At 74.4% G+C, this 13,417-nt stretch carries 15 protein-coding genes and 1 riboswitch; of the genes, 9 read left to right on the top strand and 6 right to left on the bottom strand.

Annotated elements, in window-relative coordinates:
* The first annotated feature begins 86 nt into the window (after positions 1–86).
* The 4 genes from JOD66_RS24470 to JOD66_RS24455 all read left to right on the top strand — a co-directional run bounded on the left by JOD66_RS24470 (position 87) and on the right by JOD66_RS24455 (position 5,745).
* A complete protein-coding gene (locus JOD66_RS24470) occupies positions 87–1,280 on the top strand; it encodes an FAD-dependent monooxygenase (protein WP_204839392.1) in 1,194 nt (397 codons plus the stop codon).
* A gap of 9 nt (positions 1,281–1,289) precedes the next feature.
* Positions 1,290–3,002, top strand: coding sequence for a DEAD/DEAH box helicase (locus tag JOD66_RS24465; protein ID WP_307823702.1), 1,713 nt, complete (start codon positions 1,290–1,292; stop codon positions 3,000–3,002).
* A 19-nt stretch (positions 3,003–3,021) separates the two neighbouring features.
* On the top strand, positions 3,022–4,674 hold the full coding sequence (locus JOD66_RS24460; RefSeq protein ID WP_204839391.1) for an ABC-F family ATP-binding cassette domain-containing protein: 1,653 nt from the start codon (positions 3,022–3,024) through the stop codon (positions 4,672–4,674).
* A gap of 66 nt (positions 4,675–4,740) precedes the next feature.
* Positions 4,741–5,745 (top strand): PASTA domain-containing protein, encoded by a 1,005-nt coding sequence (locus tag JOD66_RS24455; RefSeq protein WP_204839390.1) that lies wholly within the window; start codon positions 4,741–4,743, stop codon positions 5,743–5,745.
* An 81-nt stretch (positions 5,746–5,826) separates the two neighbouring features.
* On the opposite strand, the gene JOD66_RS24450 is transcribed toward JOD66_RS24455, so the two are convergent.
* Positions 5,827–6,357 carry a glycine cleavage system transcriptional repressor gene (locus JOD66_RS24450; protein WP_204839389.1) on the bottom strand — a complete coding sequence of 177 codons (531 nt, stop codon included), beginning with the start codon at positions 6,355–6,357 and terminating at the stop codon, positions 5,827–5,829.
* A gap of 93 nt (positions 6,358–6,450) precedes the next feature.
* Between JOD66_RS24450 and JOD66_RS24445 the strand changes: the two genes are divergently transcribed.
* Complete coding sequence (locus JOD66_RS24445) at positions 6,451–7,245, top strand: DEAD/DEAH box helicase family protein (RefSeq protein WP_204839388.1); 795 nt, start codon at positions 6,451–6,453, stop codon at positions 7,243–7,245.
* 36 nt (positions 7,246–7,281) lie between these two features.
* Here the strand turns inward: JOD66_RS24445 and JOD66_RS24440 are convergent, their stop codons facing one another.
* Together JOD66_RS24440 and JOD66_RS24435 are read right to left on the bottom strand one after the other, a co-directional pair.
* A complete protein-coding gene (locus tag JOD66_RS24440) occupies positions 7,282–7,650 on the bottom strand; it encodes a hypothetical protein (RefSeq protein ID WP_204839387.1) in 369 nt (122 codons plus the stop codon).
* Positions 7,651–7,739: 89 nt separating this feature from the next.
* Positions 7,740–7,943 carry a cold-shock protein gene (locus tag JOD66_RS24435; RefSeq protein WP_179725474.1) on the bottom strand — a complete coding sequence of 68 codons (204 nt, stop codon included), beginning with the start codon at positions 7,941–7,943 and terminating at the stop codon, positions 7,740–7,742.
* Between the two features lie 221 nt (positions 7,944–8,164).
* A riboswitch (guanidine-III (ykkC-III) riboswitch) is annotated at positions 8,165–8,229 on the top strand.
* A 13-nt stretch (positions 8,230–8,242) separates the two neighbouring features.
* Here JOD66_RS24435 and JOD66_RS24430 point away from each other — a divergent pair.
* Complete coding sequence (locus JOD66_RS24430) at positions 8,243–8,557, top strand: DMT family transporter (RefSeq protein WP_204839386.1); 315 nt, start codon at positions 8,243–8,245, stop codon at positions 8,555–8,557.
* Between the two features lie 29 nt (positions 8,558–8,586).
* A complete protein-coding gene (locus JOD66_RS24425; RefSeq protein ID WP_204839385.1) occupies positions 8,587–8,850 on the top strand; it encodes a hypothetical protein in 264 nt (87 codons plus the stop codon).
* Here JOD66_RS24425 and JOD66_RS24420 read toward each other — a convergent pair.
* Entirely contained in the window at positions 8,794–9,354 is a 561-nt protein-coding gene (locus tag JOD66_RS24420; RefSeq protein WP_204839384.1) for a 2'-5' RNA ligase family protein, read from the bottom strand. The two genes, JOD66_RS24425 and JOD66_RS24420, sit on opposite strands and share 57 nt — an antisense overlap.
* Before the next feature lie 269 nt (positions 9,355–9,623).
* On the opposite strand from JOD66_RS24420, the gene cobT reads away from it, so the two are divergent.
* Both cobT and JOD66_RS24410 read left to right on the top strand, forming a co-directional pair.
* Complete coding sequence (gene cobT, locus JOD66_RS24415; protein WP_204839383.1) at positions 9,624–10,670, top strand: nicotinate-nucleotide--dimethylbenzimidazole phosphoribosyltransferase; 1,047 nt, start codon at positions 9,624–9,626, stop codon at positions 10,668–10,670.
* On the top strand, positions 10,667–11,434 hold the full coding sequence (locus tag JOD66_RS24410; protein WP_204839382.1) for an adenosylcobinamide-GDP ribazoletransferase: 768 nt from the start codon (positions 10,667–10,669) through the stop codon (positions 11,432–11,434). The genes cobT and JOD66_RS24410 overlap by 4 nt, the downstream gene beginning before the upstream one ends.
* A 2-nt stretch (positions 11,435–11,436) precedes the next feature.
* On the opposite strand, the gene cobU is transcribed toward JOD66_RS24410, so the two are convergent.
* Both cobU and JOD66_RS24400 read right to left on the bottom strand, forming a co-directional pair.
* Positions 11,437–11,967, bottom strand: coding sequence for a bifunctional adenosylcobinamide kinase/adenosylcobinamide-phosphate guanylyltransferase (gene cobU / locus JOD66_RS24405; protein WP_204839381.1), 531 nt, complete (start codon positions 11,965–11,967; stop codon positions 11,437–11,439).
* Positions 11,964–13,397, bottom strand: coding sequence for an RNB domain-containing ribonuclease (locus tag JOD66_RS24400; RefSeq protein ID WP_204839380.1), 1,434 nt, complete (start codon positions 13,395–13,397; stop codon positions 11,964–11,966). The genes cobU and JOD66_RS24400 overlap by 4 nt, the downstream gene beginning before the upstream one ends.
* Positions 13,398–13,417 lie beyond the last annotated feature (20 nt).

Genomic DNA, 13,417 nt, shown 5'->3' with positions numbered 1-13,417 from the left:
GTAGCGGGACCGATGAGTTCCGGACGACGGCCGGGTCACACCAGCGTCGGCCGACACGGTGAGGCCGACGAGACGAGAGGGACACGATGAGCGAGATCAGGGTGCTGGTGACCGGGGCGAGCATCGCGGGGCCTGCGCTCGCCCACTGGCTGTGCCGGCGGGGCGCGACCGTGACGGTGGTGGAGCAGGCGCCCGGGCTGCGGCCGGGTGGTCAGGCGGTGGACGCGCGCGGGGTGGCCAAGGACGTGATCCGGCTGATGGGCCTCGACGCCGAGGTGCGCGCGGCGTGCACCGACACCCTCGGCGGGCACACCGTGGCCGCCGACGGGACGGTGCTGGAGACCTACCGCGCCGACGAGAACGACGGTGACGGCCACATCGCCGAGGTCGAGGTGCTGCGCGGCGACCTGTCCCAGGTCCTGTACGACGCCACCCGCGACCACGCCGAGTACGTCTTCGGCTACCGGATCGCCGAGCTCGTCCAGGACCCCGACGGGGTCGACGTCACCTTCGCCAGCGGCGAGCGCCGGCGTTTCGACCTGGTCATCGGCGCCGACGGGCTGCACTCGGCACTGCGCTCGATGGTGTTCGGGCCGCACGAGGAGCACGTGCGCCACCTCGGCATGGTGCTGGCGTTCTTCACCGTGCCCAACGAGTTCGGTCTCGACGGCTGGGCGATCGACCACAACGACGGCGGCCGCTCCGCGGGCCTGCGCCCCGTCCCGGACCCGACCCGGGCGATCGCGATGCTGTCCTTCCCCGCACCCGACTTCGCCATCGACCACCGCGACATCGCGGCGCAGAAGCGGCTGCTGCGCGAGCAGATGGCGGGCTTCGGCTGGGAGACCGAGCGCATCCTCGCGCACCTCGACGACGCGCCGGACTTCTACCTCGACCAGGTGGCCCAGGTGGTGCTGGACCGATGGCACGTCGGGCGGGTGGGCCTGCTCGGCGACGCGGCGTTCAGCGCGAGTCCGATGTCCGGCGCCGGAACCGGCCTGGCCCTGGTCGGCGCCTACCTGCTGGCCGGCGAGCTCGCCGCCTCCCGCTGGGATCCCGCGACCGGGTTCGCCGGCTACCAGGAGCGGATGCGCGACTACGTGGCCGCCAACCAGGAGATCGGCCGGATGCACGTGCAGATGCTCACCGCCACCGGCGAGCAGCCCGCGCCCGAGCCGGACATGGAGTACTTCACCGCCCTGATCGAGCGTGCGGTCGGCGGACCGGACCTGCCGGCGTACGACGGCGTGCCGGACTCCGCGGAGGCCGCGCCCCGGTAGCGTCCGGGGGTGGCCAGTTCCCGTCGTACCAGCGGCCGTCGCCGCCGTGGCCCGGCCCCGGCCCGGCCGCTGCCGTTCGTCGGCCCGGGCGAACGGCTGTGGGTGCTCGACGTGCCGTACGGCACGCAGGTCGACGGCGCGACCTGGCACCCGGCGGTCAAGACCCATCTGTACGTCGGCCGCGCGCTCCCCGCGCACCTGCGGCCCTTCGCGCCGGGTCCGTACACCCTCGGTCGGTTCCTCGAGAACAGCCTCAACCCCGACGATCCCCGGCCCGCCCCCGAGCCGACCGACGCGCTGGAGCCCCGTCGGATCCAGTTCGAGGCCGCCGACGCGATCGCGGCGCGGGCCGAGGCCGGTGGGCGGCTGTTCCTGCTGGCCGACGAGCCCGGCGTCGGCAAGACGATCTCCGCCGTCCTCGGCGCGAGCGCCGTGGGCAGCCTGCGCGGCGCACGACGGGTGCTCGTCGTGGCCGACCGGCCGGCGGCGATCACCATCGGTCACTGGTGCCGCACGATCACGGCCCTCGGCGACAGCGGCCTGGAGTGGGTGGTGATCACCTGGGACCGGCTGGAGAAGGTGAAGGACCACACCTGGGACGTCATCATCGCCGACGAGGCCCACGCCCTGCGCCGGACGACGACCAAGCGGTGGAAGCACTGGACCCGCGTCTCCGGGCACGCCAGGCCCCACGACGAGGCGCCGTTCGTCATCGCGACCACCGCGACGCCCGGCCACACCCCGCTCGAGCTGCCCTATCTCGCCCCCGCCTACGCCCAGCTCCACGGCGAGCCGATGCGGCAGTGGACCAACGCCACCCAGCCCGGCGCCGCGTTCGCCGAGGCGCTGGAGCGGCACGGCGTGGCGGTCGAGTCGGGCCGGTACGGCGCGACCTGGACCACCGACCCGGCCCGCCGCGCCGCGGACCTCGAGCTGGTCCGCGGCTGGCTCGCCGAGGAGCGGCCCCCGGCGATGCTGCACCGCGCGGCGCCGTGGGGCCCGGTGCCGATCTCGGGCATGCCGGTGGCGCTCACCCCGGCCGAGCGCACGGCGTACGAGGCGGAGTGGGGTGAGTTCTGCCGGGAGATGGACCTGGCCCGTCGCGGCCGCAATGTCGCGAAGGGGCGGGCCGCGCTGCTGCGGTTCCGCCAGAAGGCCGGCCTGATCCGGGTCGACTCGACGGTCGACTGGATCGCCCAGCAGGTGCGGGCCGAGCGGCAGGTGGCGTGCTCGGTGGAGTTCGTCGCAACGGCTGCCGACCCGATCACCGACCGCCTGCGCGACGCCGGCATCGCGGTCGCCACCATCTACGGTCGCGACCGGTTCGACGTCGAGGCCGAACGGCTGCGGTTCCAGACGGGCGAGGCGAAGGTCTGCGTCTTCACCACGGTCGCGTCGATCAGCCTGCACGCCGGCGAGACCCTCGCCGACGGCCGGCAGGCGTCCACCGAGCCACGGGTCGGCGTCTTCCACCAGGCCCGCTTCTCCGGCATCGCCGGGCGCCAGGTCACCGGCCGCACCCACCGCGACCACCAGGTCTCCCCCTGGCACATCGCGTACGCCGAGGGCACCGTCGAGGAGCAGGTCGGCAAGGTCATGGTCGAGCGGATCGCCGCCGCGTCCGACGCCGTCGGCAGCGACACCACCGGGCTCGCCGACCTCGCCCAGCTCCTCGGCGCCGACTGGCTGCCGGCCACCACCCTCACCGAGGACGGCGGCTGAGCGGGCCTACGATCCCCTCATGAGCGCGACCCTCGTTGCCAAGGACCTCGCCGGGGGCCACGCGCACCGCACCCTGTTCGACTCCCTCGACCTGACCGTCGCCCCGGGCGACGTGGTCGGCGTGGTCGGGGCCAACGGCGCCGGAAAGACCACGCTGCTGCGGATCCTGGCCGGCGACCTGGCGCCCCTCGACGGCACCGTGGCGACCGCCCCGTCCGACGCCTTCGTCGGCTGGCTGCCGCAGGAGCACGAGCGGATCGCCGGCGAGACCGTCGGGCAGTACGTCGCCCGACGCACCGGAGCCACCACGGCCACCGAGGCGATGGAGCGGGACGCGGCGGCGCTCGGCGCCGGCGACGAGTCGGCGGCGGCGGCGGACGCCTACGCCCACAGCCTGGACCACTGGCTCGCCAGCGGCGCGCCCGACCTCGACGAGCGGCTCGCGCCGATGCTGGCCGACCTCGGCCTGGACGTCGGACCCGATGCGCTGATGACCTCCCTGTCGGGCGGTCAGGCCGCACGCGCCGCGCTCGCGGTGCTGATGCTCAGCCGCTTCGACCTGGTGCTCCTCGACGAGCCGACCAACGACCTCGACCTCGCGGGCCTGGAGCGGCTGGAGACCTTCGTGCGCGGGCTGCGCGCAGGTGTGGTCCTGGTGTCCCACGACCGCGAGTTCCTCTCCCGCGTCGTGACCCGCGTCGTCGAGCTCGACCTCGCCCAGCACCAGGTCGCGGTCTACGACGGCGGCTACGACGCCTTCCTCGAGGAGCGTGCCATCGCCCGGCGCCACGCCCGGGAGGCGTACGAGGAGTTCGCCGAGAAGAAGGCCGACCTGGTCAACCGCGCCCGGATCCAGCGCGAGTGGAGCTCGCAGGGCGTGCGCAACGCGATGCGCAAGTCCCCCGACAACGACAAGGTACGCCGCCGCGCGCAGTCGGAGTCGTCGGAGAAGCAGGCGCAGAAGGTGCGTCAGATGGAGTCGCGGATCGCCCGCCTGGAGGAGGTCGAGGAGCCGCGCAAGGAGTGGGAGCTGCGCTTCTCGATCGGCTCCGCACCCCGGTCCAGCTCGGTCGTCGCCACCCTCGACGAGGCGGTCGCCCGGCTCGGCGAGTTCACCTTCGGGCCCGTGTCGTTGCAGGTCAGCGCCGGCGAGCGGATCGGCATCGTCGGTCCCAACGGCGCCGGCAAGACCACCCTGCTGCGCCTCCTGCTCGGCCGGCTCGCCCCCGACACCGGCCGGTCCGGCCTCGGCGCGTCGGTCGCCGTCGGTGAGATCGACCAGGCACGCACCGGCCTCGACGAGGACCTCTCCCTCGGCACCGCGTTCGAGGCCGCCATACCGGACCTGGCGCCGGCCGACGTACGCACCCTGCTGGCCAAGTTCGGCCTCAAGGCCGACCAGGTCACCAGCCTGGTCGGTCGCCTCTCCCCCGGCGAGCGCACCCGCGCCGCGATGGCGCTGCTCCAGGCACGCGGGGTGAACCTGCTCGTCCTCGACGAGCCCACCAACCACCTCGACCTGCCGGCGATCGAGCAGCTGGAACAGGCCTTGGCGTCGTACGACGGCGCGCTGCTGCTGGTCAGCCACGACCGGCGGCTGCTCGACAACGTGCGGCTCGATCAGCGGTGGCAGGTCGAGGACGGGCGGGTGACCGCGGTCGAGATCGCCTGACGGCCGATTCGCACCGGTTAGCCGATTCCTGCCCCGCGGGTGCTCCGGGCCACCTACGGTGTGGCGATGTCTCCTGCTGGCTGGTACCCGGACCAGGCCCGCCCCGGCCTGCTTCGCTACTGGGACGGGCAGCGTTGGACCCACCACACCCGGTCGGCCTACCCTGCCCCGGGAGCCCTCGCCCGCCAGGCCTCGAAGCTCCCGGTCTGGCAGTCCTGGTGGGTGATCCTCCCCGGGCTGCTCTTCTGCTTCCCTCTCGGCCTCGTCGGCCTCTGGCTGCGGCCGGGGCTGGGCACCAGCGTCCGATGGCTGCTGACCGCCTGCACCGCGGGCTTCCTCGTCCTCGTCCTGGCGCTGCCCGACGCCCCCGAGGCGACCCGCGACGCGACCACCACCGCGGCGGATGAGACACCAGCCGGCAGAGCGAGCACGGCGCCGAGTCCGGAACCGAGCACGACAGGCACCGTGGACGAGCCCAGCACCGCCGCGCCGACGCCGGTGCACGTGCCCGACCTGACCGGCCTGAGCCGACAGGACGCTCAGACCGCGCTGGAGCAGCTCGGTCTGGTCCTCGGTGAGGTCACCGGAAAGCCGTCCCGCCGGACCGCGGACACCGTGCTCCGCCAGGCGGTCCCGACCGGTGCCGAGGCCCTGCCGGGCGCGATCGTCGACGTCGTGCTCGCGATGCCCCTCCCCGTGGTTCCCGACGTGCGGGGTATTCCCCAGGCCAGAGCCGCGAAGCGGCTGCGCCAGGCGGGCTTCGTCGTCGAGGTCTCGACCAGGGAGACGCGGACCGGCGCCGACGGCGTGGTGCTGAGCCAGACTCCCGGCGCTGAGGCGAGGAAGCGGCCCGGGGCGACGATCCGGATCGTGGTGTCCGACGTGCGGATCGCGCCCCTCGCCGAGACCAACTGCACCGCCGGTTACTCGCCGTGCCTGGCACCTGCCAGCGACTACGACTGCGCGGGCGGATCGGGCGACGGGCCCAAGTACGTCTACGGCACCGTCAAGGTCACCGGCAGCGACCCGTACGACCTGGACCGCGACGGGAACGGCCTCGGCTGCGACTGAGTGCCGGTCGGGCCGGCGGCCAGCCCCCAGAGGGCCCAGCCGAGCGCCGTGTCGGGGAGATCGGACCAGAACGTCATGGCGTCAGTGTGCCTCGGCCAGGGTGATCTCCACCATCAGCTCGTCGGCGATCGCCTCGAGCGACGTACGCAGCTCCTCGACCCGCGTGGCGGGCGGCGCCTCGAGCACGGCCCGCACCTCGAACAGCCGGCCGCCCGCCATCGGCGCGTCGCGTACGTCGGTGACCAGGTCGCGGATGCTGACCCGCTCGCGGGCGAGCACGGCCGAGATCTCGGCGACGATGCCGGGCCGGTCGGCGCCGAGCAGGTCGAGGTCGACGAGCACCTCCGCGCCGGTCACGTCGTCCGGATCGGGCCCGTCGGTGCGGGCCAGGGTGACCTGGAGGCCGATGTCGTCGAGTCCGGCCAGCTCGCCCGCCAGCGCATCGGCGCGCGCGTCGGGGACCTCCAGCAGCAGGATCCCGGCGAACTTGCCGGCCAGCCGAGCCATCTGGCTGCGGTTCCAGCTCGCGCCGTGGGCGTGCAGCCGGGCGGAGAGGTCGGACACCAGTCCGGGGCGGTCGTCGCCGATGCAGGTGAGCGTGAAGGTGGCCATGGCACAGGCTAGGCCCGTCCGGAGGTGCGGCGCATGCCCGTGGCCGTGGAACGTAGGCTCGACCCACCATCGTCCCCAGCCGGAGGAGGCCTCGTGTCGCCGAGTGGTCGTTCGCGGGCGGTCCTGCCCAAACCGGGGCTGGCCGCCGTCAGCGCCACCGTGGCGACCGGCGTCCTGGGCGCCCTCGCGGCCGCGCCCGACCGGGTCCGCCACGCACTGCGCCGGCGCTACCCGACCATCGCGGTGACCGGGATGACCGGAGTCGGCAAGACCCAGCTCGCCGACCGGCTGTCGCGACGCGGCCCCGGCGACGGCACGGCCGAGGTGGGCTCGGCGGTGATGGAGCGCCGCACCCGCCGTTCGCGGCGGCTGCACGGCTTCCGGTTCCTGGTCGTGCCGGGCGACAACGCCGCGACCCGCCTGGGCGCCCTCGACGAGGTGTTCCACGACGAGCCGGTCGACGGGGTGATCCACGTGGTCGCCCACGGCTACGCCACTCCTCGCCGCGCCGCCGGCACGACGGGCGCCGCCGCCGCGACCCGCGCCGACCAGCTGGCCGCCGAGCTCGAGGACTGGACGATCACCGCCCACCGGATCGCCTCGATGGCCGTCCGCCGCTCCCAGCCGGTCTGGCTGGTCATCGCCGTGACCAAGGCGGACCTGTTCGCCGACGACCTCGACGAGGTGGTCCGCTCCTACTCCCCCGGCAGCGGCACGCCCTTCGGCGACAAGGTCGACGAGCTGCGGGCGCTCGCGGGCGGTGCCCGGCTCTCGGTCGACGTGCTCCCGGTGGCGACCGGCACCAGCGCCGCGCTCAGCCCGAAGCAGGCCGACGCGCTGGTCGAGCGGCTGGCCGCCCGGTTGGCCCAGCTCAGCGGCCACGTCTGAGGTCGGCCGCCGGGTGAGGGGACGACGAGCCGACGCTCAGCCGAGCCACTTCCCCAGCGACACGCTGCCGATCACCAGGTCGCCCTGGATCCGGTAGCCGACGCAGAGCCGACGCCAGTCGACCAGCGAGTGCCGGCCGCAGTGGTCGTCGGGCAGCCGGTCGAGCACGTCCGCCGCGGAGTCCCCCGGGGCGCCGACGACGGTGAACTCCCGGTAGCAGCTCCCCGATCCACAGTTCTCGGTGTCGCCGCTGCGCGAGAGTCCGTCGGGCAGGTCGGGCAGTGCCGAGCGCGGCGGCACGGACGTCTCGAGGTACAGCGTCAGGTTCATCGCCAGCACCAGCACGCCCATCGCGAGCAGGGTCCCGACGACCCCGAGGACGCTGAGCAGGACCCGGGACCGCATCGCCCCAGCCTGCCACGACATGCTCGTCCGGACGTGCGAAGGCCCCCGGCACCGAGGTGCCGGGGGCCTTGCGAAGCGTCAGACCGAGGTCAGATCGCGCGGACGTTCTCCGCCTGCGGGCCCTTCGGGCCCTGGGTGACGTCGAACTCGACCTGCTGGTTCTCGTCGAGCGACTTGTAGCCCGTGCCCTGGATGGCCGAGAAGTGGACGAAGACGTCCGGGGTGCCGTCGGCCGGGGCGATGAAGCCGAAGCCCTTCTCGCTGTTGAACCACTTGACGGTGCCCTGAGCCATGATTTTCTCCTTGGTTTCGTGTTCCGGACCGGCGAGCTGCCGGACCCGTTGGTGCTGAAGACATCCCTTGCCTGATGCCCAGCTGAACCGAAGACCAAGAGCGACAAGATGTTCTGCCCCCACCGAGAGAGCAGGAGCACTCCTTGCGGAGCGCTCTTCAACGAGGTCGAGCCTAGCAGTGCCGAGGCGACCAATGTCGATCGGCGCGGCATAGAATGGGCATACAGCCGGTGACCGGCTGCCGGACGAGGGAGCCGTACCCGGAGCGCGACAAGACGGCCACGAAGGATGTGGCCGTCATGGCGTGGTTGGTACTGGTGCTCTCGGGGGTCCTCGAGGCGGCGTGGGCGACCGCCCTGTCGCGCTCCGAGGGGTTCAGCCGGCTGGTCCCCTCCGTGGTCTTCCTCGTCACCGTGACGGCGAGCATGGCCGGGCTGGCCTGGGCGATGCGCACCCTCCCCGTCGGCACGGCGTACGCCGTGTGGGTCGGGATCGGCGCGGCGCTCACGGTCGTGATCGCGATGGCGAGCGGCGAGGAGCCGGTGAGCCTGGCCCGGATCCTGCTGCTGCTCGGCCTGGTCGGGTGCGTGATCGGGCTCAAGCTGGCGCACTGAGCGGGACGGCCACCGGGTACCTGCCCCCCATGACCGTCTACCTCGCCTGGTCCCCAGCGCCGGTGCCCGCGGACCTGCCCGGTCCATGGGTCGAGCTGCGCCGGCTCACGGACGACCTGGTCCTGGTGGACAGCCCGGACGGGCTGTCGCGGGTCTACCACGAGCTCAAGTGGGCGCTGCCCGAGGGGACGGCCCTGTTCGTCGCGCCGCTGCCGGAGCGCCCGAAGCTCAAGGGACTACCCGCCGGGACCACGACCTGGCTGCGCGACCGGATCGCCGGCCCCGAGCAGTGACCAGCTCGCGAGCACCCGGCAGCCACCCTCGGCGTACCGGTGCAGCTCGAGGCGCTCGGCCCGGGCCCGGACCGGCAGCACCCCGGCCAGGTCGGCGCCGACCGACGCGAGGGACACGTCGGGGCCGAGCCGGTCCAGCGTGAGGTGCGGTACGACGTCGGCGAACTCCCCGGCGTAGGGCGGGCAGTCCGGGAAGGCGCGCCAGAGCCGGTCGGTGAGTGCGGCGAAGGGTGCGGCGGGCTCGGGCACGGCGTGCACGAGCCCGTCGGGGAAGGCGCGCACCTCGTCGAGCGTGAAGGTGAAGGCCGGCGTGTCCGCGGCGATCGCCTCCACCCGCGCCAGGTCGGCGCCGCTCGGCGTGGGGCGGAAGGGCGCCAGAGCGGTGATGTGGGCGTGCGTGAACGCCGGGTCGCGGGAGACCCAGGCGGGGTCGTAGTGCTCCCAGCGGCCGCGGATGTAGGCCTCCAGCGCGGGTACCGGGACGACGAGCACGGTGTGGGCCACGCCCGGACCCTAGTGTCCGACCCGTCCGGCGCGGGATGGAGGCGTGCTGTTCACGCCGCCGACTCGTTGCACCGTTAGCGTCACTCGGACCGCGTCACCTGGGGGGAAGCCATGACCGCGAACGCACCTGACCTGGAGGACACCGACGAGCACGAGTGGGCGGGCGTCATGCTCGTCCTCGCCCTGCTCGCCCTGGCGGGGGTGCTGGTGATGCTCTTCACCTGAGCCGGGCCGCCCGGGAGTCCCGGGCGCGGGTAGCGTTCGGCACCATGAGCGCCCTCGCCGCACCCGACCCCGCCGTCCGCTCCGCCGCCGCGGAGCGTCTCGCCGGCCTGGCCACCCCGGCCGGCGCGCTGGGGCGGCTGGGCGACCTCGGCGTGTGGCTGTCCGCGGTGCAGGGCGTGGTCCCGCCGCGACCGCTGGACGACGTCCGGCTGGTGATCTTCGCCGGTGACCACGGCGTCGCCCAGCACGGCGTCTCCGCGTATCCGCCGGCCATCACGCCGGCGATGGTGCGCACCTTCGTGCTCGGCAAGGCCGGCGTGTCCGCGCTCGCGGCCGCTCACGGCGTCCACGTGCGGGTGCTGGATATCGGCGTGGACGACGACCTCGACGGCGTCCCCGACGAGGTCCGGACCCACAAGGTGCGCCGCGGCAGCGGGGCGATCCACGTCGAGGACGCGCTGTCGGCCGACGAGGCCGGCCGGGCGTTCGCGGCCGGCCGCACCGTCGCCCGCGAGGAGATCGCCGCCGGTGCGCAGCTCCTTCTCTCCGGCGACATGGGCATCGGCAACACCACCCCCGCCGCCGCGCTGGTCGCCGCGGCGCTCGGCCTGCCCGCCGTCGAGGTGACCGGCCGCGGCACCGGCGTCGACGACGCGGCCCTCACCCACAAGCAGGTCGTCGTCCAGCAGGCCCTGGACCGGGTCGGTGCCCGCGTCGAGGACCCGATGGACGCGCTCACCGCGCTGAGCAGTGCCGACCTGGTCGCGACGGTGGGCTATCTCGTCGAGGCCGCCGAGAGCGGCGTACCCGTGCTGCTCGACGGCCTGATGTCCGTCGCGTGCGCGCTGTACGCCGACAAGATCGCCCCCGGCGCGGCCGCCTGGTTCGCCGCGGGCCACCGCTCCACCGAGCCGGCCCAGGCGCTGGCGCTCGACAAGCTCGGCCTGGAGCCGGTGCTCGACCTCGGGCTGCGGCTGGGCGAGGGCTCGGGCGCGGTCGCGGCCGTCCCCGTGCTCCGCTCGGCGGTCGCGCTGCTGCGCGATGTCGCCCTGCTCGCCGACCTGATGCCGCCGGCCCCGGACCCCGCATGAGCGTCGCCGTCGTCGGCCGCAGCCTGCGGCTGTCGATCGGGATGCTGACGGCGCTGCGGGTGCCCGCGGTCCTGCGGGTCTCCCCCGGCGTCGCGACCGGCGCGCTGCTGCTCGCCCCCGTCGCGGTGCTGCCACTGGGCGCCGCGGTCGGGGCGGTCGTGTGGGCCGGCGGTCGGCTGGACCTGCCCGCGCTCGCGGTCGCCTTCGCCGCCCTCGCCGCGCTCGCGGTCGGCAGCCGGGCGCTGCACCTCGACGGGCTCTCCGACGTCGCCGACGGACTCACCTCGTCGTACGACCGCGAGCGGTCGCTCGCCGTCATGAAGAGCGGAACGGCCGGCCCGGCCGGCGTCGCCGCGCTCGTGCTCGTCCTCGGGACGCAGGCCGCCGCGCTGACCGCCTTCGTCTCCTTCGGCGGCGAGGTGCGCTCGGCCGTCGTCGCCGGTGCCGCGGTGTGCGCCTCGCGCGCCGCGCTGTGGCTCACCGCCTGCACGCTCGCCCCGCCGGCCCGGCCCGACGGGCTCGGCGTCACCTTCACCCGCCGGGTGCCGGTCCCCGTCGCCGTCGTGGGCTGGGCCGGGCTGGCAGCCCTGTCCCTGCTCGTCGACCCGGTCCGCGGCCCGGTGAGCGTCGCCGCGGCGTTCGTGGCCGTCGCCGCGCTGACCTGGCACGCCGTGCGCCGCTTCGGCGGGGTCACCGGCGACGTCTTCGGAGCCGGGATCGAGCTGGCGCTCGCGGTGCTGCTGGTCGGGCTCGCGGGCGCCTGACCTCAGAGCCGGAGAACTCGCCCGGCGACGACGAGGTGCACCTCGTCGCACACCTCGGCCACCCGCTGGTTGATGGTGCCGAGCAGGTCCCGGAAGACCCGCGCCGAGCGGTGCTCGGGTACGACGCCCAGCCCGACCTCGTTGGTCACCAGCACCACCCGCTGGCCGGTGGCGGCGAGCGCGGCCAGCAGCGCGTCGAGCAGCCCGAGCACGTGCGCCTCGACCTCCTCGACCGGGGCCTCCCACAGCCCGGCGTCGTCGATCACGCCGGTGAGCCAGGTGCCGAGGCAGTCGACCAGGACCGGCTGCTCCACGGCGCCGAGCACGCCGGCCACGTCGCGGGTCTCCTCGGTGGTCCAGGTGTCGGGCCGCCGGTCCCGGTGGGCGGCGATGCGGGCCGCCCAGTCGGCGTCGTCGTAGACCGGGCCGGCGGCGACGTAGGTGACCCCCGCGGCGTCGGCGAGCAGCGCCTCGGCGTGGCGGGACTTGCCGGACCGGACGCCACCGGTGACCAGCACCCTCGCGGCGCTCACGGCAGCGTGAAGGCGACCTTGCGGGCCGCGAGGTCGGCGGTGGCGAGGGTGACGGTCACGTCCTCGCCGAGCGGCAGCGGCCGCGCGGAGGTGACCGGGGCCTCGACGCCGACCTCGGCGAGCACCACCACCCCGGAGGTCGCCTCGTCGTCGCGGACGCTGGTGACCACGCCGTCGAACCGCTGGCCCACGCGGTCGGCCAGCACCGCGGCCTCGATGAGGTCGAGTACCGCGCGCTCGTAGGAGCCGGCGCGGCGCGCGGAGTCCTGGAGGGTCTTCGGCAGCCCCGGCAGGGCGGCCGCGACCCAGTCGGGGACGGGCGTGCCGGCGCAGATCGCGAGGCAGACCTCACCGGCGTACCGGTCGCCGAGGCGGCGCAGCGGCGCGGTGACGTGGGCGTACTCGGCGGCGATCGCGGAGTGGCGGGTCTGCTCGGGCAGCTCGCCGTCGAAGGCGGCGTACCCGCTGCCGCGCAGCAGTCGGGTGCAGGCCACGACCATCGCCTGGTGCCGCGAGACAGTCGGGTCGAGGGAGCGCACGAAGGCGGGATAGTCCTGGTCCTGGGGCCAGGAGATCCGCAGGCCCTTGGCGACCCGGCGCAGCCGGGCGACGTCGCGCGGGTCGGCGGGCGGCAGGGTGCGCAGCATGCCGACCTTGGCCCCGACCATCAGCGACGCGGCGCCCATCCCCGTCAGCAGCGAGATCTGCGCATTCCACTGCTCGACGGGGAGCTGCTCGCGGAACACCAGCCGGAAGCCGCCGTCGGTCTCGTCGACCTCCTGCTCGGGAAGCGGCAGCGAGATGCCGCCGCGCGCGACCTCCTGCTGCTCGCGCAGCCGGCCGACCTCCCGGAGCAGCTCCAGCACCTCGCCGGCGGTGCCGTCGTCGAGCGCCCGCTGGGCGTCGACGTAGGACCACCGGGCCGTGGAGCGCACCCGCGCCCGCTCGACCCGGACCTCGGTCTGGGCGCCGGCGGCGTCGAGCCCGATGGTCCACAGCAGCGCCGGGCGGACCTGGTCGGGCAGTAGCGACGCGGCGTCCTCGGACAGGGCGGGCGGGTGGAGCGGGATCCGGCTGCCGGCGCCGTAGAGGGTCTCGCCGCGCCGGTTGGCCTCCACGTCGACCGGGTCGCCGGGACGCACGAAGGCGGCGACGTCGGCGATGGCGTAGTGGACGACGTACCCGTCGCCGGCGCGCTCGATGTGGACCGCCTGGTCGAGGTCCATCGAGCCCGCCGGGTCGATGGTGAGGAAGGGCAGGTCGGTGCGGTCCAGCTCGGGGAGGACGACGCCGGCCGCGGCGCGCTCGGCGGCCGCGGTGACCTCGGCGGGGAACTCGCCGGGGAGGTCGAGCTCCTTCGCGATCGCCGCGAGCCCCTCCGTCAGCTCCGGAGAGCTCGCCTTGACCCGGACCACGAGATTGCTCGGCATGTCGGTGACTTTATCCTTGC

The organism is Nocardioides nitrophenolicus (genome assembly GCF_016907515.1).
Lineage (GTDB): Bacteria > Actinomycetota > Actinomycetes > Propionibacteriales > Nocardioidaceae > Nocardioides > Nocardioides nitrophenolicus.
The sequence above is the reverse complement of the archived record's forward strand: the minus strand, read 5'-3'. Positions and strand labels throughout refer to the sequence as shown.

What these genes read in the sequence shown, in the direction of transcription:
- JOD66_RS24430 (WP_204839386.1), top strand. Translation starts at nt 8,243, where the DNA reads ATGGCGTGGTTGGTACTGGTGCTCTCGGGGGTCCTCGAGGCGGCGTGG.
- cobT (WP_204839383.1), top strand. Translation starts at nt 9,624, where the DNA reads ATGAGCGCCCTCGCCGCACCCGACCCCGCCGTCCGCTCCGCCGCCGCG.
- JOD66_RS24400 (WP_204839380.1), bottom strand. Translation starts at nt 13,397, where the DNA reads ATGCCGAGCAATCTCGTGGTCCGGGTCAAGGCGAGCTCTCCGGAGCTG.
- JOD66_RS24460 (WP_204839391.1), top strand. Translation starts at nt 3,022, where the DNA reads ATGAGCGCGACCCTCGTTGCCAAGGACCTCGCCGGGGGCCACGCGCAC.
- JOD66_RS24435 (WP_179725474.1), bottom strand. Translation starts at nt 7,943, where the DNA reads ATGGCTCAGGGCACCGTCAAGTGGTTCAACAGCGAGAAGGGCTTCGGC.
- JOD66_RS24410 (WP_204839382.1), top strand. Translation starts at nt 10,667, where the DNA reads ATGAGCGTCGCCGTCGTCGGCCGCAGCCTGCGGCTGTCGATCGGGATG.
- JOD66_RS24470 (WP_204839392.1), top strand. Translation starts at nt 87, where the DNA reads ATGAGCGAGATCAGGGTGCTGGTGACCGGGGCGAGCATCGCGGGGCCT.
- JOD66_RS24450 (WP_204839389.1), bottom strand. Translation starts at nt 6,357, where the DNA reads ATGGCCACCTTCACGCTCACCTGCATCGGCGACGACCGCCCCGGACTG.
- JOD66_RS24425 (WP_204839385.1), top strand. Translation starts at nt 8,587, where the DNA reads ATGACCGTCTACCTCGCCTGGTCCCCAGCGCCGGTGCCCGCGGACCTG.
- JOD66_RS24455 (WP_204839390.1), top strand. Translation starts at nt 4,741, where the DNA reads ATGTCTCCTGCTGGCTGGTACCCGGACCAGGCCCGCCCCGGCCTGCTT.
- JOD66_RS24440 (WP_204839387.1), bottom strand. Translation starts at nt 7,650, where the DNA reads ATGCGGTCCCGGGTCCTGCTCAGCGTCCTCGGGGTCGTCGGGACCCTG.